General features: G+C 72.3%; 24 protein-coding genes. 10 read left to right on the plus strand and 14 right to left on the minus strand.

Annotation, left to right across the window (positions count from 1 at the left end):
- Positions 1-23: 23 nt before the first annotated feature.
- Positions 24-1,037, minus strand: a complete 1,014-nt coding sequence (locus ACIO3R_RS12230; RefSeq protein WP_362952738.1) for an ABC transporter permease subunit — start codon at positions 1,035-1,037, stop codon at positions 24-26.
- Positions 1,038-1,377: 340 nt separating this feature from the next.
- On the opposite strand from ACIO3R_RS12230, the gene ACIO3R_RS12235 reads away from it, so the two are divergent.
- The 5 genes from ACIO3R_RS12235 (at position 1,378) to ACIO3R_RS12255 (ending at position 9,504) form a co-directional block, all read left to right on the plus strand.
- On the plus strand, positions 1,378-2,364 hold the full coding sequence (locus ACIO3R_RS12235; RefSeq protein WP_402105413.1) for a hydroxyacid dehydrogenase: 987 nt from the start codon (positions 1,378-1,380) through the stop codon (positions 2,362-2,364).
- 62 nt (positions 2,365-2,426) lie between these two features.
- Complete coding sequence (locus tag ACIO3R_RS12240) at positions 2,427-3,521, plus strand: LacI family DNA-binding transcriptional regulator (protein WP_385034074.1); 1,095 nt, start codon at positions 2,427-2,429, stop codon at positions 3,519-3,521.
- Positions 3,522-3,679: 158 nt separating this feature from the next.
- The gene (locus ACIO3R_RS12245) at positions 3,680-5,044 is read left to right on the plus strand and encodes a M60 family metallopeptidase (protein WP_402105415.1); all 1,365 of its coding nucleotides are present in this window, start codon (positions 3,680-3,682) and stop codon (positions 5,042-5,044) included.
- Between the two features lie 50 nt (positions 5,045-5,094).
- Positions 5,095-7,536: a polysaccharide lyase 8 family protein gene (locus ACIO3R_RS12250; protein ID WP_402105417.1), complete on the plus strand. Its 2,442-nt coding sequence runs from the start codon at positions 5,095-5,097 to the stop codon at positions 7,534-7,536.
- A gap of 39 nt (positions 7,537-7,575) precedes the next feature.
- Positions 7,576-9,504 (plus strand): DUF2264 domain-containing protein, encoded by a 1,929-nt coding sequence (locus ACIO3R_RS12255; RefSeq protein WP_402105419.1) that lies wholly within the window; start codon positions 7,576-7,578, stop codon positions 9,502-9,504.
- A gap of 31 nt (positions 9,505-9,535) precedes the next feature.
- Here ACIO3R_RS12255 and ACIO3R_RS12260 read toward each other — a convergent pair whose 3' ends face one another.
- From ACIO3R_RS12260 to ACIO3R_RS12310, 11 genes are all read right to left on the minus strand, one after another.
- Positions 9,536-10,123: a GAF domain-containing protein gene (locus tag ACIO3R_RS12260; RefSeq protein ID WP_385034061.1), complete on the minus strand. Its 588-nt coding sequence runs from the start codon at positions 10,121-10,123 to the stop codon at positions 9,536-9,538.
- Positions 10,120-10,896 carry an ATP/GTP-binding protein gene (locus ACIO3R_RS12265; protein ID WP_385034058.1) on the minus strand — a complete coding sequence of 259 codons (777 nt, stop codon included), beginning with the start codon at positions 10,894-10,896 and terminating at the stop codon, positions 10,120-10,122. The genes ACIO3R_RS12260 and ACIO3R_RS12265 overlap by 4 nt, the downstream gene beginning before the upstream one ends.
- Positions 10,874-11,245: a DUF742 domain-containing protein gene (locus ACIO3R_RS12270; protein WP_385034055.1), complete on the minus strand. Its 372-nt coding sequence runs from the start codon at positions 11,243-11,245 to the stop codon at positions 10,874-10,876. The genes ACIO3R_RS12265 and ACIO3R_RS12270 overlap by 23 nt, the downstream gene beginning before the upstream one ends.
- A gap of 2 nt (positions 11,246-11,247) precedes the next feature.
- Positions 11,248-11,682 carry a roadblock/LC7 domain-containing protein gene (locus ACIO3R_RS12275; RefSeq protein WP_363028811.1) on the minus strand — a complete coding sequence of 145 codons (435 nt, stop codon included), beginning with the start codon at positions 11,680-11,682 and terminating at the stop codon, positions 11,248-11,250.
- Between the two features lie 7 nt (positions 11,683-11,689).
- Positions 11,690-13,603, minus strand: a complete 1,914-nt coding sequence (locus tag ACIO3R_RS12280; protein ID WP_385034052.1) for an ATP-binding protein — start codon at positions 13,601-13,603, stop codon at positions 11,690-11,692.
- Positions 13,604-13,999: 396 nt separating this feature from the next.
- On the minus strand, positions 14,000-14,989 hold the full coding sequence (locus ACIO3R_RS12285; protein ID WP_385344160.1) for an alpha/beta hydrolase: 990 nt from the start codon (positions 14,987-14,989) through the stop codon (positions 14,000-14,002).
- 28 nt (positions 14,990-15,017) lie between these two features.
- Entirely contained in the window at positions 15,018-15,731 is a 714-nt protein-coding gene (locus ACIO3R_RS12290; protein WP_363028816.1) for a C39 family peptidase, read from the minus strand.
- A gap of 200 nt (positions 15,732-15,931) precedes the next feature.
- On the minus strand, positions 15,932-16,924 hold the full coding sequence (locus ACIO3R_RS12295) for an ArsR/SmtB family transcription factor (RefSeq protein ID WP_402105422.1): 993 nt from the start codon (positions 16,922-16,924) through the stop codon (positions 15,932-15,934).
- 189 nt (positions 16,925-17,113) lie between these two features.
- The gene (locus ACIO3R_RS12300) at positions 17,114-17,305 is read right to left on the minus strand and encodes a hypothetical protein (protein ID WP_402105423.1); all 192 of its coding nucleotides are present in this window, start codon (positions 17,303-17,305) and stop codon (positions 17,114-17,116) included.
- A 50-nt stretch (positions 17,306-17,355) separates the two neighbouring features.
- Positions 17,356-18,624 (minus strand): MBL fold metallo-hydrolase, encoded by a 1,269-nt coding sequence (locus ACIO3R_RS12305; protein ID WP_385034039.1) that lies wholly within the window; start codon positions 18,622-18,624, stop codon positions 17,356-17,358.
- Positions 18,625-18,723: 99 nt separating this feature from the next.
- On the minus strand, positions 18,724-19,164 hold the full coding sequence (locus ACIO3R_RS12310) for a PPOX class F420-dependent oxidoreductase (protein ID WP_363028826.1): 441 nt from the start codon (positions 19,162-19,164) through the stop codon (positions 18,724-18,726).
- 270 nt (positions 19,165-19,434) lie between these two features.
- On the opposite strand from ACIO3R_RS12310, the gene ACIO3R_RS12315 reads away from it, so the two are divergent.
- Together ACIO3R_RS12315 and ACIO3R_RS12320 are read left to right on the plus strand one after the other, a co-directional pair.
- Entirely contained in the window at positions 19,435-20,643 is a 1,209-nt protein-coding gene (locus ACIO3R_RS12315) for a Glu/Leu/Phe/Val dehydrogenase dimerization domain-containing protein (RefSeq protein ID WP_402105425.1), read from the plus strand.
- A gap of 76 nt (positions 20,644-20,719) precedes the next feature.
- Complete coding sequence (locus ACIO3R_RS12320; protein WP_385034033.1) at positions 20,720-21,310, plus strand: TetR/AcrR family transcriptional regulator; 591 nt, start codon at positions 20,720-20,722, stop codon at positions 21,308-21,310.
- A 34-nt stretch (positions 21,311-21,344) separates the two neighbouring features.
- Here ACIO3R_RS12320 and ACIO3R_RS12325 read toward each other — a convergent pair whose 3' ends face one another.
- A complete protein-coding gene (locus ACIO3R_RS12325) occupies positions 21,345-22,346 on the minus strand; it encodes a DUF6745 domain-containing protein (protein WP_385034102.1) in 1,002 nt (333 codons plus the stop codon).
- A gap of 89 nt (positions 22,347-22,435) precedes the next feature.
- Positions 22,436-22,762, minus strand: coding sequence for a hypothetical protein (locus ACIO3R_RS12330; protein ID WP_362952698.1), 327 nt, complete (start codon positions 22,760-22,762; stop codon positions 22,436-22,438).
- 175 nt (positions 22,763-22,937) lie between these two features.
- Between ACIO3R_RS12330 and ACIO3R_RS12335 the strand changes: the two genes are divergently transcribed.
- From ACIO3R_RS12335 to ACIO3R_RS12345, 3 genes are read left to right on the plus strand one after another with little or no spacing between them, the layout of a single operon-like run.
- A complete protein-coding gene (locus ACIO3R_RS12335; protein ID WP_402105427.1) occupies positions 22,938-23,891 on the plus strand; it encodes an STM4015 family protein in 954 nt (317 codons plus the stop codon).
- A 7-nt stretch (positions 23,892-23,898) separates the two neighbouring features.
- A complete protein-coding gene (locus ACIO3R_RS12340; RefSeq protein ID WP_402105428.1) occupies positions 23,899-24,867 on the plus strand; it encodes an STM4015 family protein in 969 nt (322 codons plus the stop codon).
- On the plus strand, positions 24,848-25,993 hold the full coding sequence (locus ACIO3R_RS12345; protein ID WP_385037142.1) for an STM4014 family protein: 1,146 nt from the start codon (positions 24,848-24,850) through the stop codon (positions 25,991-25,993). The genes ACIO3R_RS12340 and ACIO3R_RS12345 overlap by 20 nt, the downstream gene beginning before the upstream one ends.
- Positions 25,994-26,018: the final 25 nt, after the last annotated feature.

Genomic DNA, 26,018 nt, shown 5'->3' on the forward strand with positions numbered 1-26,018 from the left:
TCGCGGACGTGGCGCGAGTCTTCTCAGCGGTCAGCACCGCGGTACACCCCTTCGTGGCCGAGCCGGTGGGCGAGCTTGTTCGCGCCCAGCACGAGTACGGTGCCGATGACGGCCTTGACGAGTCCGACGGCGGCGGCGACGCCCCAGTCGTTGTCCTTGATTCCGTGGTAGTAGACGTAGGTGTCGAGGACCTCACCGGCGTCCGGTCCGACCGCGTCGCGCTGGAGCAGGATCTGCTCGAAGCCGACGGAGAGGATCTGCCCGAGGTTGAGGATCAGCAGCAGGATGAGTACGGGGGCGATGCCCGGCAGGGTCACGTGCCAGAGCCGGCGCCTGGGTCCCGCGCCGTCGATCGCGGCGGCCTCGTACTGCTGCCGGTCGATGTTCAGCAGCGCGGCCAGGATGATGATCGTGCCCCAGCCTGCGTCCTTCCAGGCCACCTGGAGGGTCAGCAGCCAGGGGAAGGCGTCGGGGTCGCTCATCATGTCGTAGCGCGGCAGCCCCAGGCCTCCCAGGACGTCGGGCAGCAGCCCGGCGCCGCCCAGGATCTGCTGGAAGATCGAGACGATGATGACCCAGCCGATGAAGTGCGGCAGATAGACGACGCTCTGCACGAAGCGCCTGATGCGGTCGCTCGCGATGCTGTTGAGCAGCAGGGCCAGGGCGACCGGGATCGGGAAGAAGAACACCAGCTGGACGAGGGCGATCTCCAGGGTGTTGAACGTCGCGCTCCAGAAGGCCGGTTCGCCGAACGCCGCGGAGAAGTTGGCGAAGCCGACCCAGACGCTGTGCATGTATCCGAGGTACGGCTGGTAGTCCTGGAACGCCACCACGTACCCGAGCAGCGGCACGTAGTGGAAGACGACGAAGTAGAGCAGGCCGGGCAGGGTGAGCAGCAGCATCACCCGGTCGCGCTTGATCCGCTGCCCGAGCGTCAGCCGGTGTGGCGCGGCAGCCGCACGGGCATCGGGCGGGGCGGGTTCATCGGCCCGCTGCCGCCGCTTTTCCCGCGGCAGCGGGGGTGCTGTGTCAGCCATGGTGCGTCCTGTTCGGCCGGGTGGCGCGTAATGAGTCTTCTGCGGCCGCAAGTTAGTAAGCGGTTAACCCAAGCGTCAAGAGATCCGAGCGAACGTCTTTGTTTCGCAGTGGCCTTCGAAGGAAATCCAGGCCAGAAAATCGCCTGATACATGGACAGAACTGGATAGTTGCATGAGGAGAGAGCTTGACGGTCGGCCATCACGCTCCCTAGCGTGCCGGTCATTCCATAGAACGCGATTACTGTCCGGAGGCAGGGTGCGAACCACCGAAGAGGCACCGGCTCAATCCGGTACCGATGCCGCGACCCCGCCCGGAAGGCGGCCGCGCACGGTTCTGGTCATGAGTGCCGGACTGCTGGACGAGGTCTTCCCGCCTCCCGTCCGGGCCCGGCTGGAGGAGACGGCGGACCTCCTCGACCCGTCCGTGATCAGCGAGTTCGACTCCCCCGCCGCCACCGCGGCCCTGTCCGGCGCCGAGGTACTGCTCACCGGCTGGGGCTGCCCGCCGGTGGACGCGGCACTGCTGGACCGGGCACCCGGGCTGCGGGCCGTGATCCACGCGGCCGGCACGGTGAAGACGTTTCTGTCCCCGGACGCCTTCGACCGCGGGATCGCCGTCTCCTCGGCCGCCTCCGCCAACGCCGTGCCGGTGGCGGAGTTCACCCTGGCCGCGATCATCATGGGCGCGAAGCGGGTGTTCCCGCTGGCGGGCCTCTACCGCACCCGTCGCACCCACCGCACCGGCGCCGACCTCGACCGGCAGCACTGGCTCGGCACGCACGGGCTGACCGTCGGCGTCGTCGGCGCCTCCCGGATCGGCCGCCGGGTCATCGAGCTGCTGCGGGTCCTGGACGTGGAGGTGCTGCTGTACGACCCGTACGTGGGCGCGGCCGAGGCGGAGCTCCTGGGTGTCACCCCGGCCGATCTGGACACGCTCGTGGCGACCAGCGACGTGGTGACCGTGCACGCCCCGGACACACCGGAGACCCGGGGGATCATCGACGCGCGCCGGATCGGCCTGATGCGCCCCGGCACCCTGGTCGTCAACACGGCCCGCGGCCCGCTGGTGGACACCGAGGCGCTGACCGCCCACCTGGTCAGCGGCAGGCTCGACGCCGTCCTGGACGTGACCTCGCCCGAGCCGCTGCCGGCCGGCCACCCGCTGTGGGACCTGCCCAACGTCTTCCTGACCCCGCATCTCGCGGGCGCCCAGGGCAACGAGGTGGGCCGGCTGGGCGCGCTCGCCGTCGACGAACTGGCCCGGTACGCGAGGGGCGAGCCCTTCGGCCACCCGGTGCACCGGGCCGACCTGGGGAGAATCGCATGAACCACGTCCCGCCACAGGCTCTAGGCTCGGCGTCACACAACAGCCACCAGGGGGTGAGCCGGATGCGCCGGCAGAGCACGGCCGCGGACGGACAGCGACGGGCGACGGTCACCGATGTCGCGCGGCGCGCAAGCGTCTCGACGGCCACCGTCTCCCGCGTACTGAACCGCAACTACCCCGTCGCGGAGGCGACTCGGGAACGCGTCGAGTCGGCCATGCGCGAGCTGGGCTACGTGGTCAACGCGCACGCCCGCGCCCTGGCCGGGGTCTCCAACCGCACCGTCGGCATCATCGTCAACGAGGTCATCGACCCGTTCTACGCCTATATCGCGCGGGGTGTGGAGCGCGAGGCCGCGCTCGGCGGACGGCTCTGCCTGGTGTGCTGCACCCAGGGCGACCCGCAGCGCGAACTGGCCTTCATCGACCTGATGCACGAGCGCAGGGCCGACGCGGTGGTGGTGGTCGGCGGCTCCATCGCCGACCGCGGCTACACCTCGGAACTGGCCCGCCGGGCGCGGGAGCTGGACGCGGGCGGCTCCAAGCTGGTGCTGTGCGGCAGGCCGCCGCTGGGCGAGGGGGCCCCGACCGCGGCCGTCGAGTACGACAACGAGGGCGGTGCGTTCGCCATCACCGACCACCTGCTGATGCAGGGGCACGAGCGCATCCTCTACCTCGGCGGCCCGCCCAAGCTCTCCACCACCCGCGACCGGCTGGCCGGCCACCGGCGGGCCCTGGAGCTGCGCGGACTGCCCGCCGATCCCGAACTGGTCCAGCCGGGCGCCTTCAGCCGCAACTTCGGCTACCGGCGGATGAGCGAACTGATCCGGGACGGACTTGAGTTCACGGCCGTCTTCGCGGCCAACGACATGGTCGCCGCCGGTGCGGCACAGGGGCTTGAGGAGGCCGGGCTGCGGGTGCCGAAGGACGTCTCGCTGGTGGGGTACGACGACATCCCGGTCGCCCAGGAGCTGCGTCCCCGGCTGACCACCGTCCATGTACCGCTGGAGGAGATGGGGCGCCAGGCGGTGCGGCTGGCCGTCTCCGGCGGCGACGAGGACGACTGGCGGGAACCGACCACGGGTGCGCTGCGGCTCGGCACCCACATCGTGGTACGCGATTCTGTCGGGCCCCGAGCCGGTCGATCCTCGCGCAAGTGACCGGTTACTTCCCGCCTGTCCGCAGTTGGCCATAGAAAATCACAGTAACTTCCCGACTCCCCTTGCGGCTCGACAGCAACCGCTTACATGCTGACGGCACGCCTCACCCCGTTCCGCACGCTTCCGCCCCTCATTCGTTTCTGCAGGGAGAGTTCCGCATGCGTCAGCACAGCCCCTCCGCCATGTCCTCCACCCCGGTCGGCCGTCGCTCCGTCCTCGCCGCCGCGGCCGGCGCCGGGGCGGTGGCCGCGCTCGCCGCCGCCGTCCCCTCGGCCCAGGCCGCGCCCGGCCGGCCGCTCGCCCGCCCGGTCGCCCTGACCGTCACCGCCCGCCCCGCCGCCGAGGCCGAGCGGCTGCGGCTCGCACAGGCCCTGCGCGGCTCGGAGTTCCAGCCGACCGGCCTCCACGTTCCCGCGGGCACCCCGCTCTCGCTGACCGTCCGCCCCCACGACGGCCTGCTGCCCACGCTCTGGATCGGCGCCTGGGACTACTACGGCGAGATCACCGAACCGCGCGCCCACCCGCTGACCGCCGGCGCCAACACGGTGACCGACCCGCACGGCGGCCCGGTCTATCTGACGCTCACCGGACACGGCGAGCGGGCGGACGTACTCATCCGCTCCGGAGCCCTGCCGATGCCGGTCTTCACGCTGGGCCGCACCACAGAGGCCGACTTCCAGCGCCAGCTGGACACGCTGACCGCATCGCCCTGGGCCGAACTCCACGGCCCGGACACGATCATGACGCTGACCCGTGACGGCGCGCTTCAGTACCGGGGAGAGGACCACGCCGCACTCCTCCGGCTGATCGGGACGATCATCGACTCGCACGCCCGGATCAGCGGGCTGGACGGCTCCGCGCCGGTGCACCTGCGCAAGGCGGGTCCGTACCACTTCACCGAGGTCAGCAAGGTGCCGACCGGTGTCGGCGCGTACGCCACGCACGGCTACAACGGCTTCCCCCGCGCCTATCTCGACCGGGCCACGACCGTCGAGGGGCTGCGGACCCGCGGCTGGGGCCTCTACCACGAACTCGGCCACCTGCATCAGCAGATGGCGTACAAGCCGGGCGGTCTGACCGAGGTCACGGTCAACATCTACTCGCTGGCCGCGCAACGCACCCTGAAGCAGCCGTCCAACCTGCTCACGGTCGACCCGGCGACCGGCCTCACCGCCTTCCAGACCTCACGGGCCAAGTTCGGCACGGCCGGGCTGACGTACGAGAAGTCCTTCGGCGCGTACGAGAAGCTCGTGCCGCTGCGTCAGCTGGAGCTGGCCTTCGGGGACGACTTCTGGCCCCGCCTGCACAAGCTGGTGCGCGAGGAGAACCCGCAGTCCGACTCCACGGAGAACGACAAGCGCTACCGGGCACTGGCCACCTACTCGAGCCGCGTCGCGGGCCACGACCTCACGGACTTCTTCGTCAACACCTGGGCCTTCCCGATCGACGCCGCGGGACGGGCGGAACTCGCGGCCCTGCACCTGCCCCAGCCGCCCGTCGACCCGAGCACACTCTCCGGCTGAACGCGGCAGAAAACGCCGACCGCAGAGCACGCAGAGGACAAGGAGTCATCGTGCGACTGAGCAGAAGGACCCTTCTCGCCACCAGTGGCGCCGCGGCCGTCGGAGCGGCGCTCGCCCCCGCGGCGGGCGCCGGACAGGCCGCGGCCGCGGAGCCGGCGGCAGGCACGGCGCCGGACAGCGCACCGGAGGCGGACCAGGACTTCGACGGGCTCCTCCTACGGGCGGAGACCCTGATCACCGGAGGCCGGTTCGACCCGTCCGACCCCGACTTCGCCGCCGCCCTCGCGGCCCTGAACAGCGAGGCGAAGGAGCTGTGGGACACCCTGGACCGCAGCAGCGGGCGTACCGCGCTGTGGGCCGACCTCTCCCCCGTCACCGATCCGGGCAACTTCGGGCAGACCTACACCCGGCTGCGCACCCTCGCCACCGCCTGGGCCACGCCCGGCGCGGCTCCGGCGGGTGCCGGCGAGACCGCGGACGCCCTGCTCGGCGCGCTGCGCTTCACCTTCGACACCGCCTACCACCCGCAGGCGGGCGAGAGCGGCAACTGGTGGTTCTGGGAGATCGGCGCTCCCCGCGCGCTGATGGACTGCTGTGTCCTGCTGCGCGGGCTGCTGTCCACCGGTGATCTCACGGACTATCTGAGCGTCGTCGACCGCTTCTGCCCCGACGCGGACCGCCGGACCAACTCCCCCGCACTGTCCGAGACGGGTGCCAACCGCACCGACAAGGCCGTGATCGTGGCGCTGCGCGGACTGCTCGGCAGGGACGGGGACAAGGTGGCGTCCGCCCGTGACGCACTCTCCGACGTGCGTGACTCGGGCCGCAACAGCCTTTTCCGGTACACGAGTTCGGGTGACGGATTCTACGAGGACGGTTCGTTCGTCCAGCACGACGTGGTCGCCTACACGGGCTCGTACGGCACTGTGCTGCTCGGCGGCGCGGCCTGGCTGATCGCGCTCCTGGCGGATTCACCGTGGGCGGTCGCCGACCCGAAGGTGGCGGTGATGTACGAGGCCGTGGAGCGGAGCTTCGCACCGGTGGTCTTCGACGGGCTGATGATGGATGCGGTGCGCGGGCGGGCCGTCTCACGGGAACGCGCGGGTGACCACCGGGACGGTGCCGCGGCCGTCGCGGCGATCCTGCTGCTCGCGTCCGGAGCGCCCGCCTCCTACGCGGACCGCTGGCGGGCCCTGGCCAAGGGCTGGCTGACCCGCAACCGCACCACCCCCTTCGCCGATCTCGCCGCGCTGTCCCAACTGGCCCTGGCCAAGGCCGTGCTCGATGACCGGGACATCCACGCCGGGGCGCGCACGACGGGCAGCTTCGTCCTCGCCGACATGGACCGCGTGGTGCACCGGCGCCCAGGCTGGGCCTGCGCACTGTCGCTGTCGTCGAAGCGGATCTCCGCGTACGAGGCGGGCAACGGCGAGGACCTGCACGGCTGGTACACCGGCGACGGCATGACGTATCTGTACGACGGCGACGACCTCGGGCAGTACAACGACGGCTTCTGGCCGACCGTCGATCCGTACCGGCTCCCCGGCACCACGGTCGACACCCGCCGGCGCGAGGACCTCGGCACCGGCGCCGGTACGTCCACCTACCGGCCGGCGAACACCGTCGCGGGCGGGGCCGTCCTGGACAGGCGGTACACGGTGGCCGCGATGGAGGTGACCGGAGCCCCGGGCAGCACGCTTCGGACCCGGAAGGCGTGGTTCCTGCTGGACAACGCGGTGGTCGCGCTCGGCGCGGGCATCACCGCGAGCGACGGCCGGGCGGTCGAGACGATCGTCGAGAACCGCAACCTCGGCGCGCGGGGCCGCAACCGGCTGCTGGTCGACGGTGTCCCGCAGCCCGTGGAGCAGGGCCGGTCCGCCGAGTTCGGCCGGGCCCGGTGGGCGCATCTCGACGGTGTCGGCGGCTACGTCTTCCCCGAGGAGGCCGTGCTGCACGCCCTGCGCGAGGAGCGCACCGGCACCTGGCGGGACATCGACACGGGAGCGGACACGGGTGGCAGCGCCGATCCCGTCACCCGACGCTACGTCACACTCCGGCTGGACCACGGGATCTCGCCCACCGACGACGGCTACGCCTATGTGCTGCTGCCCGGTGTCTCGGCCGCCGCGACGGCGGTCTGGGCGCACTCCCGGCCGGTCCGGATCGTCAGCAACCATGCCGCCGCGCAAGCGGTGGAGGACCGCCGCGCCGGACTGACCGCCGCGCACTTCTGGGACGCCGGGTCCGCGGCCGGGATCCTCTCGTCCGGCCCGGCGTCGGTGCTCGTACGGCGAAGGGGAGCGCGGGTGTCCGTCGCGGTCGCCGACCCGGGCCGGACACAGACCTCCCTCACGCTCGAACTCCCCTTCCGTGTGCGGTCGGTGGCACATGCCGATGCCACCGTGAGCGTCGTTCCCGGCCGCAGGGCCGTCCTCACCGTCGAAACCGGCGGCTCCCGCGGCCACACCCACCACGCCGAACTCGTCCAGTAACCCACCCCCTGAACGTCCGTCCCGAGGAGCAGCGCCACCATGTCCGTCGCCCCGCATCTGCAACTGCCGCCGACCGACCGGGTCCTGTCGTCACGTACCGGCTGGACCCGGGCGCACTGGGAGGCGACCGCCGACCGGATGCTGGACGCGCTGACGCCGTACGCGACACCCGGCTTCGCGCAGTACCGGCTGCCCGGCCGCGGCAGCTGGTCGGGGGTCGTCTCGGACGGTCTTGAGGGCTTCGCCCGGTCGTTCCTGCTCGCCGCCTGCCGGATCGCGGGCGCGGGCGGGGCGGTCGACCCCGCGCTGACCGAGCGCTACGCGGCCGGTCTGGCGGCCGGCACCGACCTCCGGAGCGGGGAGGCGTGGCCGCGTCTGACGGACTGTTCGCAGCAGATGGTGGAGGCGGCGTCGATCGCGGTCGCCCTGCACGAGACCCGGCCGTGGATCTGGGACCGGCTGGACGCCGGGGTACAGGAGCGCGTCGTCGACTGGTTCTCCGGATTCGTCGGCGGCCGCACCTGGGACAACAACTGGCGGCTCTTCCAGGTGGTGTCCGAGCAGTTCCTCGCCTCCGTCGGCGCCCCGTACAGCCGGTCCGACATCGAGGGCGGACTGGACAGGATCGAGGACTGGTACGTCGGTGACGGCTGGTACACCGACGGGGACGGCCGCAATTTCGACTACTACGTCGGCTGGGCCATGCATCTGTATCCGCTGCTGTGGGCGCGGATCGCCGGGCCGGACGGCGACGGCGGACGGGCCGCGGCCTACCGGGAGCGGCTCAGCCGGTTCCTGGAGGGCTACCAGCACTTCTTCGGCGCCGACGGCGCCCCGGTCCACCAGGGCCGTTCCCTCACCTACCGTTTCGCCGCGCTCGCCCCGGTGTGGATGGGCGCGCTCGCCGACTGCACGCCGCTGGCGCCCGGACTGACCCGCCGGCTCGCCTCGGGCACGCTGCGGCACTTCGCGGAGCGCGGGGTACCGGACGAGCGGGGGCTGCTGACGCTCGGCTGGTACGACACCTTCCTGCCGTCCACCCAGCCGTACTCGGGTCCGGCCTCCCCGTACTGGGCGAGCAAGGGCTTCCTCGGGCTGCTGCTCCCGGCGGACCACGCCGTGTGGACCGCGCGTGAACTCCCGCTGCCCGTCGAGGAGTCCGACACGTACACCGCGCTGCCCGCGCCGGGCTGGCTGCTGCACGGTACCCGGCACGACGGAATCGTCCGGCTGGTCAACCACGGCAGCGACCACAACCCGCCGGCCCCTGAAGCCGGTCCGGACGCCGACCCGGACCGGGGTGCGGGCGAGGACGACCCGCACTACGCCAAGCTCGCGTACTCGACGGCGACCGCGCCGGAATCCGCACCGCACGCCCTGGCCCGCGATGTCGACGGCCACCTGGCCCTGGTCGCCCCGGACGGCACCCCGTCCCGGCGCCGCCGGATCCATCCGCTGCGCTGCGAGGGCCGCGTCGCCGCGTCCTGGTCGGCGGCACGGCTGCCGGGTGACGAGCACGCGTACCGGATCGAGACGACGAGTGTGCTGCACGGCCCCTGGGAGATCCGGGTGCACCGGGTCGAGTCGCCCGAGGGGGCGGTGGTCCGGGAGGGCGGTCACGCGGTCGCCGACCGGACGAGCCCGTTCGCCTCTTCGGGGCCGGACTGGGCACTCGCCCGCACGGCCGAGGGGCTGACCAGCGCGGTGGTCGCCCTGTACGGGTGGGACGGCGGCGCCGACGGGGCCGCGGTGGCGCGCGATGTCGAGTCCAACGCGTACGGACCGCACTCGGCGGTCCCGTATCTGCGCAGCGCGCCCCGTCCGGGCGGCCGGAGCGTTCATGTGTCGCTCGTCGTGCTCTCCCGCGACAGCGTCCATCCGGAAGCGCTCCGTACGGCGGTGCGCGTACGGGTGGACGGCGACGCGGTGGTCCTGACCTTCCTGGACGGGAGCCGGGTCGAGGTCTGACCGGCGGCGGGCCTCGGCCGGCGGACCGGACTCAGATCCCGATGCTGTTCTCCTCCCGGCGGTTGATGTGCACGATCAGCTCCTGCGCCAGGGACTTGATCGTGTCGAGCCCGGCCCGCCCCCACGGGCGGGGCACGGTGTCCACGGCACAGACGGCGCCCACGGCGATCCCCGTGCGGTCGATGAGCGGCGCCCCCAGGTAGGAGCGGATGCCTATGTCGTCGACGACCGGATTCCCGGCGAACCGCGGATAGTCGCAGACGTCCTCCAGGACCAGCGCCCTCCGCCGCACCACGACGTGCGGGCAGTAGCCGTGGTCGAGGGCCACATAGCGGCCGCTGCGGCCGCTGCCCGCCGCCGTGGCTCCCAGGTCGGTGCCCTTGCGGGTCCCCGCCGGGGTGTGCAGCCCGGCGTAGAACTGCCGGTTTCCGTCGATGAAGTTGACCATCGAGAAGGGCACTTCGGTCACTTCGGCCACCCGGTCGGCGAAGGCGTCGAAGTTGTCGAACGAGGCGTCGGACCGCTCCCCCAGACCGAGACTGCGCAGCCGCTGGGTCCGGACGGGGGCCTCGCTGTCGACGGGGGTCAGCAGCATCCGCCCGATGGCGTGCGGGATCACGTATGGACTCCGAAACTGCCATGGCCGGAGAGCCGGGCCGGCTCGGTGGTGGCGTTGATGAGGTGCTGGACGAGGGTGACCAGCGCGCCGGTTCCCGAGCTGGCGATCCGGGCGTCGCAGAGGACGACCGGTACCGCGGGTGCCAGGTCGAGCGCGGCCCGCACCTCCTCGGGGCCGTAGCGGAACGCGCCGTCGAACTCGTTGACGGCGACGATGAATCCGATGCCGCGCCGCTCGAAGAAGTCGACGGCCGCGAAGCACTCCTCCAGTCTGCGGGTGTCCGCGATGACCACCGCTCCGAGTGCGCCCTGGGAGAGCTCGTCCCACATGAACCAGAAGCGTTCCTGGCCGGGTGTGCCGAACAGGTAGAGCACGTGCTGCTCGTCCAGTGTGATGCGGCCGAAGTCCATGGCGACCGTGGTGGAGGTCTTGGACTCGATGCCTTCGAGGCTGTCGGTCGCCGCGCTGACCTGGGTCAGCAGCTCCTCCGTGCTCAGCGGCGCGATCTCGCTGACCGCGCCCACGAAGGTCGTCTTGCCTACCCCGAATCCGCCCGCCACCAGCACCTTGAGCGCGACGGGAAAGCCCTCGGGACTGCTGGGCGCCTCCGCGTGGCCGATGGATCCGGGAGCGTCCGCGTACCCCGCGTGCCCGGGGGCCCCGGCGTGACCAGCGCTCCCGGGGCCCTCGGCGTAGCCGACGTTTCCGGGGCCCCCGGTCCCCGGGTACGGGGCGGAGCTGTCGAAACCGTCAGAGCTGTCGTCGTAAGCCATCGAGCACTGCCTCCAGCAGGGATCGGTCAGTGGGCATGTCATGGAAGGCGGGCGGGTGCGCGGTGACCGCTCCGCAGTCGACCAGGTCGGAGAGGAGCACCTTGGTGACGACCGCGGGCAGCCGCAGGTGCGCGGCGATCTCGGCCACCGAGGTGGGGCCGCCGCACAGCCCCAGCGCCACGGAGTGCTCGGGGCCGAGGTGGTCCTGCGGAACATTCCCGGTGGCCATGACCAGGGAGAGCAGGTCGAGCACGGTGGTGGGACGGGTGCGGCCGCCGCTCACCGTGTACGGGCGGATGAGGCGGCCTGCCGCATCGTCGAGCAACGGCGCGTCCTGGGTGGCCGACACGCTCACAGCCCCGTGGCGCCCGGCATCCCGGCCGCTTGTCTGGTCGGGGTCATCAGATAGGGCCGGACGCTCTTGACCAGCATGGCCATCTCGTAGCCCAGCACGGCGGCATCGGCGCTGCGCCCGGCGAGCACGGCCAGACAGGTGCCGGAACCGGCGGTGGCGACGAAGAGGAGCGTCGAGTCGAGCTCCACCACCACCTGGCGGACCTCCCCGTTGTCCCCGAACCGCGCCCCGGCGCTGCGGCCGAGGGAGTACAGGCCGGCGGCCAGTGCCGCCATGTGGTCGGCGCTGTCGGCGTCCATGCCGTGGAGGGACTTCACCAGCCCGTCGGCGGAGAGCAGGACCGCGCTGCGGGTGTAGGGCACGCGCTGTACCAGCCCGCTCAGCAGCCAGTCGAGGTCCGAGACCTGACCGGACGACATATCGGTCGCCATGGTGCATCTACTCCTTGGAGGTGTTGCTTTCGAGTGGGTCTTGATCGCTGTGGTAGGAGCCGGCCCGGAGGAGTTCCCCTGGCGGCGTGGCACCGCGGACCGGAAGCGGATCGAGTGGTGCCGCGGCCGCTGCCACCACGCCAGGAGCCGTCCCGAACCCGGCCTCCGCTCCGGAGCCGGAACCCGGTCCGGGCTCTGATTCGGCACGGGCCTCTGCGAGGTCGATGCCGCGCCGGAAGGCTGCCACCAGGCCCGGGTCGTGCAGGGTGGGTTCGTCCTCGGTGCGCGGGGCGGGAGCGTCCCTGAGCTGCGGGACCAGATGTTCCTGGTTGGCACGCCTGGGAAGCTGCGGCCGCCCCATCGTGCCGCGGACGGCTCCGGGCTCGGCGGGGAGCGCCGGCGCCGCCTCTTCCCTCGACGGGATGCCGGGGCCGGCCTCCGCGGGGGCGGGCCGGTCGAGGCGTTCGGCCCGCAGCGGGAGCGGTGGGCCCTCGCCGTGGCGCCGGGTCTGCTGCGGCGGCTGGTGCGTCCGCGGCTGCTGGCTCGGCACGTACGGCCGGCGCTCCGGCTCGGGAGCGGGCGTCGGGCCCGGTCCGAGATCCCGGTGTGCGGCGCCCTCGTCCAGTGGCGGCGGACGGTGCACGGGGCCGGGGGGTGGCGCCGGTGCGGCTCCGGCGGAGGCGTCGTCCTCGGCCCCGAGCAGGGACTGCGGAAGCACGAGCACGGCTTGCGTGCCCCCGTAGATATTGCTCTGCAGACGTACGGCGATGCCGTGTCTGCGGGCCAGCGAGGCCACCACGAACAGGCCGATCCGGCCGTCCTGGAGCAGCCGGGCGACATTGACCTGGTCGGGGTCGGCGAGCAGGGCGTTCATCCGCTTCTGCTCGTTGCCCGGCATGCCCAGGCCCCGGTCCTCGACCTCCAGGGCGAGACCGGCGGTGACGCGCTGGGCGCGCAGCAGCACTTGGGTCTGCGGGGCGGAGAACACCGTGGCGTTCTCGACCAGTTCGGCCAGGAGGTGGATCACGTCGGCCACGGCGTGCCCGCGGAGGGTCCCGTCGATCGGGGGCACGAGCTTGACCCGCGGATACTGTTCGACCTCGGCGATCGCCGAGCGCAGCACCTCGGTCATGGTGACCGGGTTGCTCCACTGCCGCCGGGAGACGGCGCCGCCGAGGACCGCGAGGTTCTCCGCGTGGCGGCGGATCCGGGTGGCCAGGTGGTCGACCTGGAAGAGGCCCTTGAGGAGATCGGGGTCCTCGACCTCGTGCTCCAGCTCGTCGAGCAGCTGGATCTCGCGGTGCACGAGCGACTGAAGCCGGCGTGCGAGGTTGACGAAGACCTCGACCTTCTGGTCCTCGCCGCTGTGCTCGGAGAGCCGGGACGCCTGTACGACGGCGGCGACGGCCCCTTCCTGCTGCCGGCCGAGCTCCTGCGCCAGCAGCTCGAAGGCGTCGCTGCCGGGGGCGGTGGGCTGCGGGGGCCGGCGCGTGGGTACGGGTTCGCCGTTGCGGAGCTGTTCCACCACCTGTTGCAGTTCGGCCTGGCCCTGCGCGCTGGCCCGGCGCAGGGCGAAGCAGCGGCCCAGGACGGTGGTGGCGACGCGGTTGGCGGCGAGGAAGGCCGCCGCCACGGCGGCGACCGCCAGCGCCGCGGCGGCGCCGAGCGCGGTCCAGAGCTCCGTGGACGGCGCAGCGCCGGTGGAGCGGACCGTGAGGATGACGGCCGCGGCGCCGGTCAGCATAACGGCCACGGCCGGCAGCACCGCGGTGCGCAGGAGTTGGGGGCGTATACGCGCCTCGGGGGACGGCTGGGCAGCGCGCGGCCTGGCCGCGGCCGAGTGGGAACGGGCACCCGGTCGGCCGTGGCGCCCGCCCTCTCGGCGTTCCGGTCGCGCGTCGGGTGCGCGAAGTTGAGACATCAGCGTCCTCGGTACGTGGGGCCCCAGGAATCGGTATCCATGTGGTGGCGCCTACGGTGGTCGGTCATTCTCGGATCGTCGGCCGGGCGGGCCCGGGGAACATGAGCCCACCGTTGATCACCGGACACACACGGTAGTCGCCCATGGCGATGGTGCGACGGGCAGTTGTGGAACTTGCCCGCCATCCGTCCCGCTCTGGTATGACCTCTCGCACGAGCGACCGATTAAGACCGACCGGTGACCGCGTCCGGCGCCGCACGCGACAAGCCCCCTCGACGGGTATCGAGGGGGCTTGTCCTGGCGTACGGGGGAGCACTGTCCCGCTCCCCCGTACGGCCTGTCCGCCGGGCCAGGCCGTACGGGGGGCGCTGGTGAGCCCGGGTGTCCGTGCGGGCCTTACGCCTTGCGGAGCCGGGCGACGATGCCGTCGAGGTCGCGGCGGACCATGTAGTCGCGGATCATGTGTCCGCCCGGCTCCTCGTACCACTCGTGCGGGATCCCGGCGTCACCGAGGCGGGCCCGGAACTCCCGCTGGCCGGCCAGCACCTGGGTCTCGTTGGCCGTGTCGAACCAGTTGACCGGGTCGGGGCTGGTGCCGGCCACCAGGAAGATCCGCTTGTTCCGGTAGCTCTCGATCCGCTCGACCGGGTTGTCGGCGCTGACCCTGGCCTCGTCCCACAGCGGCACGCCGTAGATCGTGCCGCCGCCCAGGTCCAAGGCGGCCGCGGAGGCGTTGGCCCAGTGGGCGACCAGTCCGGCGTCCCGGCGCAGACTGGCCGGGCCCGAGTGGGCGCTCACCGAGGCGAAGTGGCCGTAGTACTTGGCCGCGTACTTCAGGGCACCGAAGCCGCCCATCGAGAACCCGGCGACGGCACGGCCCTCGTACTCGGCGTAGGTACGGAAGTTCGCGTCGACCCAGGGCAGGAGCTGGTTGATGTGGAAGGTCTCCCAGTTGCGGGGACCGGTGTTGGAGCTGACCGGGTTGGAGTACCAGCCCGCGTGCCCGCCGTCGGGCATCACGACGATGACCGGCTTTCCGGCCGTCCAGTCCCGGATGCCCGCGCGGTCGAAGGTGATGAAGTCCTGGTCGGTACCGCCCCCGTGGAAGAGGTAGAGGACCGGGTAGGTGCGTCCGGCGGTGTGGTAGTCGTCGGGCAGCAGGACGTTGACGCCCGGGTTCCAGCCGATCGCGTCGGTGGCGAACCGGTAGTACCACATGCGCGGATCGGCCTCGTTGCGGTCCACGATGCGCAGCCCGAAGCCGTCACCCGCCGCACTGGCCGGGGACGCGGCCGCGAGGATGCCCCCGGTGCCCAGAGCCATCGCGGCGGTGATCCCGCCGGCGGCCTTGATGACGTTTCTGCGGGTGGGACGGTAGCTGCTCAACACGGCCTCCTGGTGGGAAGGGAACACGTCACGCCGAGTAGCCCTTCGGCGGGATCAGCGTGGCGAGCTGATCGAAGGAAATCCAGTAGATCTGGTTGCCACTGAACGAGGCGGGGTCGGCGATGAGGACGGTGCGGTCCACCTCGTCGTAGCCGAAGACGGTGAAATAGTGATAGATCGTCTGGTCCGACGGGTAGCCGGGCGGCTGGTTGCCGGGCGGGGCGACGATGTTGGCCACCAGCGGGTAGTTGCGGTCGATGTCGAAGACGATGTCGTTCCACAGCAGGTCCCGCTGCCCCTGGGTGGGCGGGTCGTTCGGCATCTCCTTGGTCTCGTACCAGCCTCCGCCGAGGTTGGCGTTGAGTACGCCGGTGACCTGGCCGATGTGGTCGGTGCCGGCCTGGGTCGTGCCGAGCTGCCCGGCCAGAGCACCCTGGCTGGGCGGGGCGATCCGGGCCGAGAGCGCGATGCGGGTGGCGGCCGGACCGCACCAGTACCCGGTCTCCTGAACCTGGTAGTCGATCGCCAGCCAGTGCCCGCTGAGGGTGCGGCCGGAGTCGACCTCCAGCCGGGTGCCGGGCTGGTTGTGCCCGCTGACGACGGCGGTACCGGCCTTCGTTCCGTGGGCGAGCACGGACACGGCCGGGGTGTGCGGCGCGGGCGACGCCTGGGCCGTACCGGGGTGGAGGAGAATTCCGACGGCGGCGACGGCGATCGCGGAGGACACAAGTCTCCTGCGCATAAAGGCTCCTGAGGGTGGGGAGGGACGGGCCTTGCGGGAAGAAACGCGTTCGGCACAAGCGCCCGGCCGATGAGCGCCACGGCTCTGCGCGGCACGGCCGGGTACGGCGGCTGGAGTCAGCGTGGTTCCTGGCCCGCGAAGGGCGCAAGGAATGAAAGTTCAGGCTTACCGGCGGAGTTGAACGGGCCCCGGCACTGCGGCTATCGCCGGGTCCGCTCCTCGGCCGCCAGCAGGGCCCGCCCTTCGGCCGTCGCGACATGGAAGGAGCGTCCGGCCTTGCGCACGGTGGCGACCAGGCCCGCCGCACGGAGCACGTTCAGGTGCTGACTGACGGCGGGGTGGGTCACGTCCAGGAGCCGGGCGGCCTCGACCGTGGTGCATCCGGTACGGGTCGCGCGCAGGACGCCCGCCCGGGTGTGGCCGAGCAGCGGGCCCAGCGGTCCGGATCCCTCCGCGGAGCGGGCGGGGGCGGGTCCTGCCCAGTCCGTGGTGTGGTGGATGGGGTAGACGAGAACGGGCGGCAGATCCCCGTCGGCCAGGGTGATCGGGGTGGGCCAGCAGAAGAACGAAGGCTGAAGCACAAGTCCCCTTCCTCTCAACCTGAGTTGCTGGTCGACGGGGTACGTCACCTCCAGCACGGGCGGGCGCCAGCGGAACTGCGGCCCGAGCCCGGCCAGCAACCCCTCGGTGCCGCCGTCGAGGAGACTGCGCAGACGGAGGGCGCGGTCGGCGTCTATGTGTGCGTGGACGCGCTGCCAGTACGGTGCGAGCGCCTCCAGCTGATAGGTGCGCAGCGCCTCGCCGAGCCGTCGGAGGGTGTCGGTGTCTCCCCCGGCCAATGAGCCTACCCAGCCGGGCAGTTGGAGGGTGGCGGCCAGTTGCGTCAGATCCGTTCGCAGCCGTGGGCGCGGGGTGCTCATCAAGGTGTCGACGGCCGCCTGCAGGGTGGCCCGGTCACCGGTGGTGGGGGTGAGGAAGTCCGGCGAGTACCCGCGCGGGGGCAGCAGGGCGGACAGCAGCCGGGGGCTGGCGGAGAGCCGGGGCCGCACCCAGCGGCGCCACGCGCCGAACACCCTTTCTCCGTCGCGCCGTTGCAGGGTCTGCACGCTGTTGCTGATCTCCCAGAGGAAGTCCGGCCCCGGGGCGACCCGGACCCGCGCCAGGTCCTCGGAGGTGAAGTGCACCCGCAGCATGGCCGCCCCCTGTGGTCGCTCCCTCGAAGGTGAAGGTGCACCGATGCCGGTCACGGCCGTGCCCGACGGATATGCGAGCCGCTGGAAGGGGGTGCACCGGGAAGCCGCCGCACCGCACCCGCTTCCCGCGGGCAGCGTACCGCCGTTCGGCCCTTGCCCGGCCGTATGGGCGCCGACACCCCCGGGCGGTCAGGGTCGGCGGCCCACCCAGGTGGCCCGGGTGGGGCGCGTCCGTGCCCTGAGCCCCGCCGCCCGAGCCGCGTCGAGACCGGTCACCGGCGCATCGGCCTGGACGGGCAGCCTCACCCGCACCGCGACGACGGCCGGCCCGACGCCGGCCACGACCGCCGCCGCACCGGCCTCGCGGTGGCCGTGCGCCACGCCTTCCGCCCTGACGCACCGCGAGGGCGTACCGAAGGGCATCCCGCCCGTCAGGCCTGGGCGGCCCGATCACGGTCACGGCCGGGAGCGGGGGCGGGTGCCATGGCCCCGCCGGGAAGCTGTACGTGGACCGGGGGCCAGTTGCCCCACCCCGCCGCGGGCTCCGCCGCCACGGCACGCCACCACGGTTCGACCGCCGGAGGATCGGCGGGCTCGAACGGACTGCCCGGACGCGGAGCCACCATGGTCGCCCCGACGAACTGGGCGGCGCGCATCGACCACTCGGCGGGCTCGGCCCACGGGTGCAGTGCGAGGTTGAACGTCCCCCAGTGGATCGGAAGCATGACGCCGGCCGCCGGGTCGTCGCCCTGAAGGTCCAGATGGGCCTGGAGCCCCTCGTCGGGGCTCATGTGGATGTCCGGCCACGCACCGGGCTCCGGCCTGCCGTTCGAGTGGTCCTTGGGCCAGTACTGGCTGTACGCACCGATCTGGATCATGGTGGCGTCGAACGGCCCGTGCTCGGCGCCGATCTCCTTGAAGCCGGGGAAATATCCGGTGTCACCGCTGTGGTAGATCCGGTGCTCGGGCCCTGAGACGACCCACGACGCCCAGAGGGTGTGCTGCTGGTTGCGAAGGCCGCGGCCGCAGAAGTGCCTGGCCGGGGTGGCGGTGAGGCTGATCCCGGCGACCTCCGTGGTCTCGTTCCAGTCGAGCTCACGGATCCGCTCCAGGGGCACGCCCCAGCGCTCCAGGTGCGCCCCGACCCCGAGCGGCACCGCGAAGGCCGTGTCCGTAAGGGCCAGCGCCCTGATCGTCGGAAGGTCGAGGTGGTCGTAGTGGTCGTGGGAGATCACCACCACATCGACCGGGCCGAGCACGCCGAGCGGCAGCGGAGCGGGATGCAGGCGCTTGGGCCCGGCGAACGCGAAGGGCGAACAGCGCTCGCCCCAGACCGGGTCGAACAGCACCCGCCGGCCGTCGATCTCGGCGAGCACACTGGAATGCCCCATCCAGGTGAGCCGCAGCCCGGAGACGGGGGGCGTGGCGAGATCGGCCAGGGTGGTGGCGTGGACCGGCACATCACCGGTCGGCGATCTGAGCGCCCGTTCCTCCTTGCGGAAGTAGGTCTTCGCGAACTCCAGAGCGGAACCCGACGGCCTGGTCCGTGCCCCCACCGGGTTCTGGAACACCCCGTCGACGAAGTTGGGGGAACGACGAATGCGCTCCATACGGGTGCCGCCCGGGTCCGCCCCGAAGTCGGCGGGCCGCAGCGCACGCAGTCTGGTACGGAGCGGAAGCTTGGAGTCAGCGCCGGTCACAAGATCTCCTGAGGGAGTCGGTGTCATCTCATTATGGTCGGGGGGTACGACAGTGCGAGAGCAGAGCACCCAACGGGATGGCGGCCCGCACGGTCCGCCTCAGCCACGCGGCTGCCCGTACACGTGCTCGACATGGAGACGCAGCACCACCCGGCGGTCCCTGACCATGGCCCGGCGGTAGTCGTCCCAGTCCGGGTGCTCCCCCTGGACGTCGCGGTAGAGGGTGACCAGCTCCGCCACGGTGGCGTCCTCGGGATCGGCGGCCACCGGAGTGAGGTCCGCGGTGCCGTCCGCGACGGTCCAGGCCCAGCGGTCCTCGCTGGTGACGTGGTAGCTCGCCCGCGGGTCCCGACGCAGGTTCCGGGTCTTCGCGCGGTCCTCGGTGACCGAGACCCGGACGATGCGCTCGTCCGGGTAGTAGAAGTGGTTGACATTGGACAGCTGGGGCCTGCCGTCCCGCTTGAGCGTGACCAGTACGCCGCTGTTTCCCTCGGAGAACAGCCGAAGGAGCGCATCCTGCTGTGCATCGAATCCCGTCATGCCGGATCCAACGTCCGGACCGTGCGAAGGATTCCGCATCCGGCACCGGACATCCGCTTCAGCGCCTCCGCGCGGACGCATCCGGCCACCGGGCGGTGATTCGGCACAGGCCGCGTTGACAGCGGCGCCCCGTCTCCCGATACTGACTCGCGATTCAGTAAAAGATCGCCGCCGCACGGCGGCGCCGGACCGCACGGCCCCGGTTCCGGTTCCGTTCCGGTTCATCACCCCCGGGCCCGCCCCGATCGCAGTGACCGAGGAGAACTCCCGATGACGACGCCTCCGGTGTCCCCGCCCGCCCCGCTGATCTCCCTGACCTGGACGGACCACGTCACCGGCCGCCAGGGGCACCTGGTCGTCGACCGGCTGGTGCGCGGGGTGTCCAGCGGCGGGTTGCGGATGCGGGCGGGCTGCACCCTCGACGAGGTGACCGGGCTGGCCCGCGGCATGACGATGAAGGAAGCCCTCCACTTCGACGCGGACCGCGCCGGGGCCCGCTACGTGCCGCTCGGCGGCGCCAAGGGCGGCATCGACTGCGATCCCCGCGATCCGGCCGCCTACGGCGTCCTGGTGCGCTACCTGCGGGCCGTGCGTCCGTACGTCGAGAACATCTGGACGACCGGCGAGGACCTGGGGCTCAGCCAGGACCTGGTCGACCGGGCGGCGGCGGAGGCCGGGCTCGTCTCCTCCATCGAGGCCGTCTATCCGCTGCTCGACGACGAGACCGCGGCCCGGCAGCGGCTGGCCGACGCCTTCGCCGTCGAGGTGGACGGCATCGGTCTGGACGAGCTGGTCGGCGGCTGCGGCGTCGCCGAGTCGGCCCTCGCCGCGCTGGACCGGGACGGGGTCGCGTACGACGGGGCGCGGGTCGCCGTGCAGGGTCTGGGCACCATGGGCGGCGCGACGGCCCGGTTCCTGTCGCGGGCCGGGCTGCGGGTGGTCGCCGTCGCCGATGTCAAGGGCACGATCGCCAACCCAGCCGGCCTCGACGTCGAGGCCCTGCTGTCCGCCCGGGACGCCCACGGGACGGTGGACCGCGGCGCGCTGCGCGGGACGGACCGCGAGCTGCCCGCCGGGGCCTGGCTGGACAGGGACGTGGAGGTGCTCGTGCCCGCGGCCGTCTCCTACGCCATAGACGCGACGAACCAGGCGAGGATCAGGGCCCGTTGGGTGGTCGAGGCGGCCAATATGCCCGTGCTGCCCGAGGCCGAGGCGCTGCTCGCGGAGCGCGGGATCACGGTGCTGCCCGACGTCGTCGTCAACTCCGGTACCAACGCCTGGTGGTGGTGGACACTGTTCGGCGACATCGGAGCCGGCGCCGACGAGGCCTTCGCGCACACCCGGCGTGCGATGCGCGCGCTCGTCGAACTCGTGCTGACCCGGGCCGCGGCGGACGGCTGCACCCCGCGGGCGGCCGCCCACGCCGTCGTCGCCGACCGGCTGCCGGTGATGACGGAACGCTTCGGCTGGTACCGCTGACCGAGCCCTGACGGCCCCCGGCCTGCCCGGGGCGGGCATTCGTTAGGGTGACGCCGTGGGAAGAGTGCGGTTGAGTGTGGCGGAGCGACGCGAGGAGCTGCTGCGCGCTGCCGTCGAGCAGATCGAGGTGCGAGGTGTCGCGGCGGTACGGATCGCCGATGTCGCCTCCGTCCTCGGTGTGAGCAACGCACTCGTGCTCTACCACTTCTCGACCAAGGAGAAACTGGTCGCCGCCGCCTTCGCGCACGCGGCCGAGGCCGATCTCACCCACCTGCGCAAGCTGCTGACCCGCCGGACCACGGCGGTGCGCAGGCTGCGCGCCGCCGTCCGCTGGTACGCCCCGACGGGCCAGGCCAAGGGCTGGCGGCTGTGGATCGAGGGCTGGGCCGCCTCACTCCGCGACCCCGCGCTGCGCAATGTGGCGGGCGATCTCGACCAGCAGTGGAAGGCGGAGCTGGCCGAGGTCATCGAGGAGGGCGCGGCCGCGGGCGAGTTCCACTGCGACGACCCGATGTCCGTGGCCTGGCGGCTGACCGCTCTGCTGGACGGCCTGGCCGTGCAGATGACCTCGTACGCGGGTCCGCTCTCCCGGGCCACGATGCTGGAGTGGACCGAACAGGCACTCGCCCGTGAACTCGGCATCGACCACGAGACGCTGACGGCCTGACCCCCGGACCGCGCAGCGCCCTCCGGTGGACCCGTCAGGTCTGGCGCAGGGGTACGTAGGACTCCCCTTGCAGTCCGAACGTCCAGGCGACGCCGTCCTTCGCGGTCCGGGTCGCGGGCGGCACCCGCAGCCAGTACGTGCGATGCGTCCCGTCCGGCTCCGGGGTGGAGTTGACCACCTCGACCATGACGACGTCCTCGTCGCCGTCGAGCGCGATCCGCCAGAGGATGCCCGTCTCGTCCCGGTGGACCGGTGCGGCGCCGGACTCGGTGAGGTAGCGGTCGTATCCGTAGAACTCCAGCATCACGCGCCGCAGTTCGGCGTTCTCCTCGGCCCGGATCCGTTCGGGGGTGAGCGCGGTCAGCTCGGCCAGGAAGTCGGCGGGCACCGGCATGCCGCGCCAGGCGTACAGCCCGAACCCGTCCCGGTAGGAGAGCGCGGGTCCGTCGCCGCGGTCGAGCCTGCCCGCCTCGTCGCGGTGCAGCGTCTCGGGGCGCTCGCTGATCACCACGGCGCGCTCGTAGGGCCACCACCAGCCCGCGTTCCTGGCCACGGCCGACAGTCCTTCGAGGCGGTCGCCCCGGCCGTCGAACGCGGCGAGCCACGCCGCGTCGTGCTGTCCCAGGACCGCGTCGAGGAGGAGCAGCCGCACATCCGGCTCGTCCTCGGGCCGCTCGGCGAGTCCGGCGACGACGCCCGCCCGTATCCGGTCGGCGAGTGCCGCCGTGCTCTCCCACAACTGGGCGCCGGTGGCGGACCAGAGCGCGGACCAGCCGGCCGGGCCCAGCTCGTCGTACATCCGGCGCCGTTCCTCCGCCCAGGGCCGGGTCCTCACCTCCTCCCGGACCGAGCGGCCGGCGTCGGCCAGCTGCTTCACGATCCCGACGGCCTCCCTGGGCGAATCGGCCCAGACGAACTGTTCCGGCTCGGCCAGCCCCGCGCTGCGGTAGGCGAGCCGCACCCCGTCCTCGGCCGCCGCCCGGTCCGCCGCGCCGGTCTCCGCCGCCACGGCCCGCCATGATTCCACGTACTGCATCGTCTCCCCGTCCCCTGTTCCCTGTTGACCGCGTTCCACGGATCGCTCTCTTCGCCGCCCGGCACCGGAGGCCCGGCCGGCCGGGCCGGTCAGTCCGCGACGATGCGGACCGCCCCCGGCGCGTACTCCCGCTGGCGCACCACGCGGAACCAGCCCTGCGGCAGGGGGATCACCGCGTGTTCCTCGTGCACCACACGTCCGCCGTCGGGCAGGTGGAGCAGCATCGGGCCGAACACCCCGCCCTCCCGGATCAGCCGTCCCGGCCCCGGCACCGCGTGCGCGTGTCCGGTGACCTCACCGAGCGCGAGCACCAGCCGGCCCCGCCCGTCGCGCAGTTCGCCCGGCGCGTCCAGGAGGTTCGGGGGCACCTCGGATTCCTCCAGCGCCATGATCAGCACATCGCCCTGCCGGTACACAGACGTCTCCCATCCCGGCCGGCACCTGCTGTGCCGGCCACGTGGAAAACGCTACGACGGGGGTCTGACAATGAGCCGCGGAGCGCCGGACGCCGGGCCCGGTCGCCCCGTTGTCAGTGGGACTTGATACACCTTGCGGACATCAATCCATCGCCGTCATCAGGAGCTCAGGGCCATGTCCGATGTGGACCACCTGCACGAGTTGCTCGGCCTTCCGGCCGTCGATTTCCAGTCCGGGACGGACGACGGCCCCCGGCCGGCCGCCGACGCGGCTGCCTGGCGCGTCCTGGTCGACCCGTACGAGGACGAGGAGCGCACCTGGGAGCAGGAGTTCGCCTCGTTCCTGGAGACCGTCGATCCGGCCGGAGTGCGGGCGCTGATCATCGGGCAGTGGGGCGAGTCGTACGAGGAGGACTCGTCCTTCCCGATCGGGCTCGTGACAGCCGCCGCCGACCGGCTGACGTCGCTGGAGGCGGTGTTCGTCGGCGATCTGACGATGGAGGAGTCGGAGATCTCCTGGATCCAGCAGAGCGACGTCACCGCTCTGCTCTCCGCCTACCCCGCGCTGGTGGAGCTCGGGGTGCGCGGCGGAACGGATCTCGTCTTCCCGCCCACCCGGCACGAGCGCCTGCGTTCGCTCACGATCGAGACGGGCGGGCTGCCGGTCGCGGTGGTGCGCGGGGTGCTGGACAGCGAGTTGCCCTCGCTGGAGCGGCTCGATCTCTGGCTGGGTGTCTCCGCCTACGGGGGCGACACCGACGTGGCAGATCTCGCGCCGCTGCTGTCCGGCACCCGGTTCCCGGCCCTGCACCATCTCGGTCTGCGCAACAGCGAGGTGGAGAACGAGATCGCGGCGGCCATCGCCTCGGCCCCGCTCGTGGCCCGGCTGCGCACGCTCGACCTGTCGTGCGGCACCCTCGGGGACGAGGGCGCGGCCGCGCTGCTGGAGGGCCAGCCGCTGACCCATCTCGACGTGCTCGATCTGCACCACCACTTCCTCTCCGAGCCGGTCGAGCGCCGGATCGCCGGGGCCCTGGAGCCGTACGGCGTACGGGTCGATCTCTCGGATCGCTGCGAGCCGTGGGGCGACCGCGGGGCCGAGGGGCGCTACACCACGGTGTCGGAGTGATGCGGCGATGAACGGCATCGAACACCCCGAGGTCTTCCACGGCCTTCCCGTGCTGACCCTGCCGTTCCTGGACGACGCCGAGGTCCGGGCGCTGCCCGCGGCGGAGTCGGTGGCCTGGCGGCTGGACTGCGGCCAGGAGCAGGTGACGTTCCCGGAGCTCTGGCAGCACTTCCTCGACACGGTCGACACGGCCGGGGTCCGGGCCCTGCTGATCGGCCCCTGGTGGGAGGACGAGTTCTCCGGACTCGCCCCCGTCGTCGGACAGCTCGCCTCGGCGGCGGGCCGTTTCACGGATCTGCGCGCGCTGTTCCTCGCCGATGTGGTCGGCGAGGAGTGCGAGGTGTCGTGGCTCGACATGTGCGACATCACGCCGGTGCTCGACGCGTTCCCGCTCCTGGAGGAGCTGACCGTGCGCGGCGGCGGGGACAGTGTCCCCGAGGAGGAGGTGCTGCGGCTGCGTCCGGTGCGGCACGAGGCGCTGAGGTCGCTGAGGTTCGAGTCCGGCGGCCTGCCCGGTCATGTCGTACGGGCGGTCGGGGCCTGCGAACTGCCAGCCCTGGAGCGGCTGGAGCTCTGGTTGGGTTCTGCCTGGTACGGCGGCGACGCCACGGTCGAGGACCTGCGGCCGGTGCTGGCGGGCGGCGGATTTCCCCGGCTTCGCCATCTCGGCCTGCAGAACAGCGAGATCCAGGACGAGATAGCCGCGGCGGTGGCCTCCGCCCCGGTCGTCGCCCAGCTGGAGTCGCTCGCACTGTCCATGGGCACCCTCGGCGACACCGGAGCCGAGGCGCTCCTCGGCGGTCAGCCGCTCACCCATCTGACGTCGCTGGATCTGCGTCACCACTACCTCGGCGATCCGCTGATGGAGCGCCTCTGGGAGCTGTGCGGCCGGTCGGGCACCCGCCTCGATCTCGACGAGGCGGACTCCTGGGATCCAGCGGACGACGAACCCCGCTATGTCGCGGTCAGCGAATAGCGCGCCGCCGCGCTTCGCGGTCGTCGGCAATCCCGGCAACCGCCGGACCGGCCTCTTCCTGGACGCCGTGCGCGCCGCCGGACTGCCGCCGGCCCGCACCGTGTCCTGGCTCGACGTGCTGACGGGCGCGGCGGTCTTCCTGCCCGGGGAGACCGTACGCATCGACTCGCCCGGTGAGGACGCCGAGGTCGAGCGGCTGCTGCGCGGCGTCGACGACCCGACCAGGGTGGAGGGTTCGTCGCTCTGGTACGCACGGTTCACCTCCGCTGTACGGGAGGTGGCGCGGGCGGCGGCCGAGGCGGGTGCGGTGCTGCTGGACGGTCCCGGCGACATCGCGGTGCTGTTCGACAAGCGCCTCTGCCACGGCGTGCTGGACGCGGCAGGGGTGCCGGTGCCTCCCTCGCCGACGTCGGGCCGCACCGCGCCGCCCGTGCGCGGCTGGGCGGATGTGCGCGGGCTGATGGCGGACCGCCGGATGCCGAGGGTGTTCGTGAAGCCCGCGCACGGGTCCTCCGCCTCCGGGGTACTGGCGGTCGAGACGGCCGGGCCCGGCCGGATCCGGGCGTCCACGTCCGTCGAGCGGACCCCGGAGGGACGGCTCCACAACTCGCTGCGGGTACGTCACCTCACCACGGAGCGGGAGGTGGCGGCGATCGTGGACGCCCTCGCGCCGGACGGTCTGCACATCGAACGCTGGCTGCCGAAGGCCTCGCAGCGCGGCCGGGCCGCGGATCTGCGGGTCGTGGTGGTGGACGGCCGCGCCACCCATGCCGTCGTGCGCACCAGCCGCTCCCCCATGACCAATCTGCACCTCGGCGGTGCGCGCGGTGATCTGGACGAGGCGCGGGCCGCCGTCGAGGCGGCGGGCGGCAGCTGGAGCGAGGCCCTGGCCGTGTGCGAGCGGGCGGGCGCCGCCTTCCGGGACACGCTGTGCGTGGGCGTCGATCTGCTGCCGTCGACCGGCTGGCGGCGCTTCGCCGTCGGTGAGGTCAACGCCTTCGGTGATCTGCTGCCGCGGCTGACCGGTCTGCCGGGCAGTGGCGCCGAGGGCCTGGACACCTATGCGGCGCAGGTCGCCGCCGTACTGAACAGAGCAAGGAACCACCGTGCCGACGCAGCGTCCTGAACCTCCCTCCGGCGTCGTGGACGCC

It is taken from the genome of Streptomyces sp. NPDC087428, assembly GCF_044744085.1.
Classification (GTDB): Bacteria; Actinomycetota; Actinomycetes; order Streptomycetales; family Streptomycetaceae; genus Streptomyces.

Coding starts and splice junctions, on each gene's coding strand:
- ACIO3R_RS12230 (WP_362952738.1), bottom strand. CDS start 1,037: ATGGCTGACACAGCACCCCCGCTGCCGCGGGAAAAGCGGCGGCAGCGG.
- ACIO3R_RS12235 (WP_402105413.1), top strand. CDS start 1,378: ATGAGTGCCGGACTGCTGGACGAGGTCTTCCCGCCTCCCGTCCGGGCC.
- ACIO3R_RS12240 (WP_385034074.1), top strand. CDS start 2,427: ATGCGCCGGCAGAGCACGGCCGCGGACGGACAGCGACGGGCGACGGTC.
- ACIO3R_RS12245 (WP_402105415.1), top strand. CDS start 3,680: ATGCGTCAGCACAGCCCCTCCGCCATGTCCTCCACCCCGGTCGGCCGT.
- ACIO3R_RS12255 (WP_402105419.1), top strand. CDS start 7,576: ATGTCCGTCGCCCCGCATCTGCAACTGCCGCCGACCGACCGGGTCCTG.
- ACIO3R_RS12265 (WP_385034058.1), bottom strand. CDS start 10,896: ATGGCTTACGACGACAGCTCTGACGGTTTCGACAGCTCCGCCCCGTAC.
- ACIO3R_RS12275 (WP_363028811.1), bottom strand. CDS start 11,682: ATGGCGACCGATATGTCGTCCGGTCAGGTCTCGGACCTCGACTGGCTG.
- ACIO3R_RS12280 (WP_385034052.1), bottom strand. CDS start 13,603: ATGTCTCAACTTCGCGCACCCGACGCGCGACCGGAACGCCGAGAGGGC.
- ACIO3R_RS12290 (WP_363028816.1), bottom strand. CDS start 15,731: ATGCGCAGGAGACTTGTGTCCTCCGCGATCGCCGTCGCCGCCGTCGGA.
- ACIO3R_RS12295 (WP_402105422.1), bottom strand. CDS start 16,924: ATGCTGCGGGTGCACTTCACCTCCGAGGACCTGGCGCGGGTCCGGGTC.
- ACIO3R_RS12310 (WP_363028826.1), bottom strand. CDS start 19,164: ATGACGGGATTCGATGCACAGCAGGATGCGCTCCTTCGGCTGTTCTCC.
- ACIO3R_RS12315 (WP_402105425.1), top strand. CDS start 19,435: ATGACGACGCCTCCGGTGTCCCCGCCCGCCCCGCTGATCTCCCTGACC.
- ACIO3R_RS12325 (WP_385034102.1), bottom strand. CDS start 22,346: ATGCAGTACGTGGAATCATGGCGGGCCGTGGCGGCGGAGACCGGCGCG.
- ACIO3R_RS12335 (WP_402105427.1), top strand. CDS start 22,938: ATGTCCGATGTGGACCACCTGCACGAGTTGCTCGGCCTTCCGGCCGTC.
- ACIO3R_RS12340 (WP_402105428.1), top strand. CDS start 23,899: ATGAACGGCATCGAACACCCCGAGGTCTTCCACGGCCTTCCCGTGCTG.
- ACIO3R_RS12345 (WP_385037142.1), top strand. CDS start 24,848: ATGTCGCGGTCAGCGAATAGCGCGCCGCCGCGCTTCGCGGTCGTCGGC.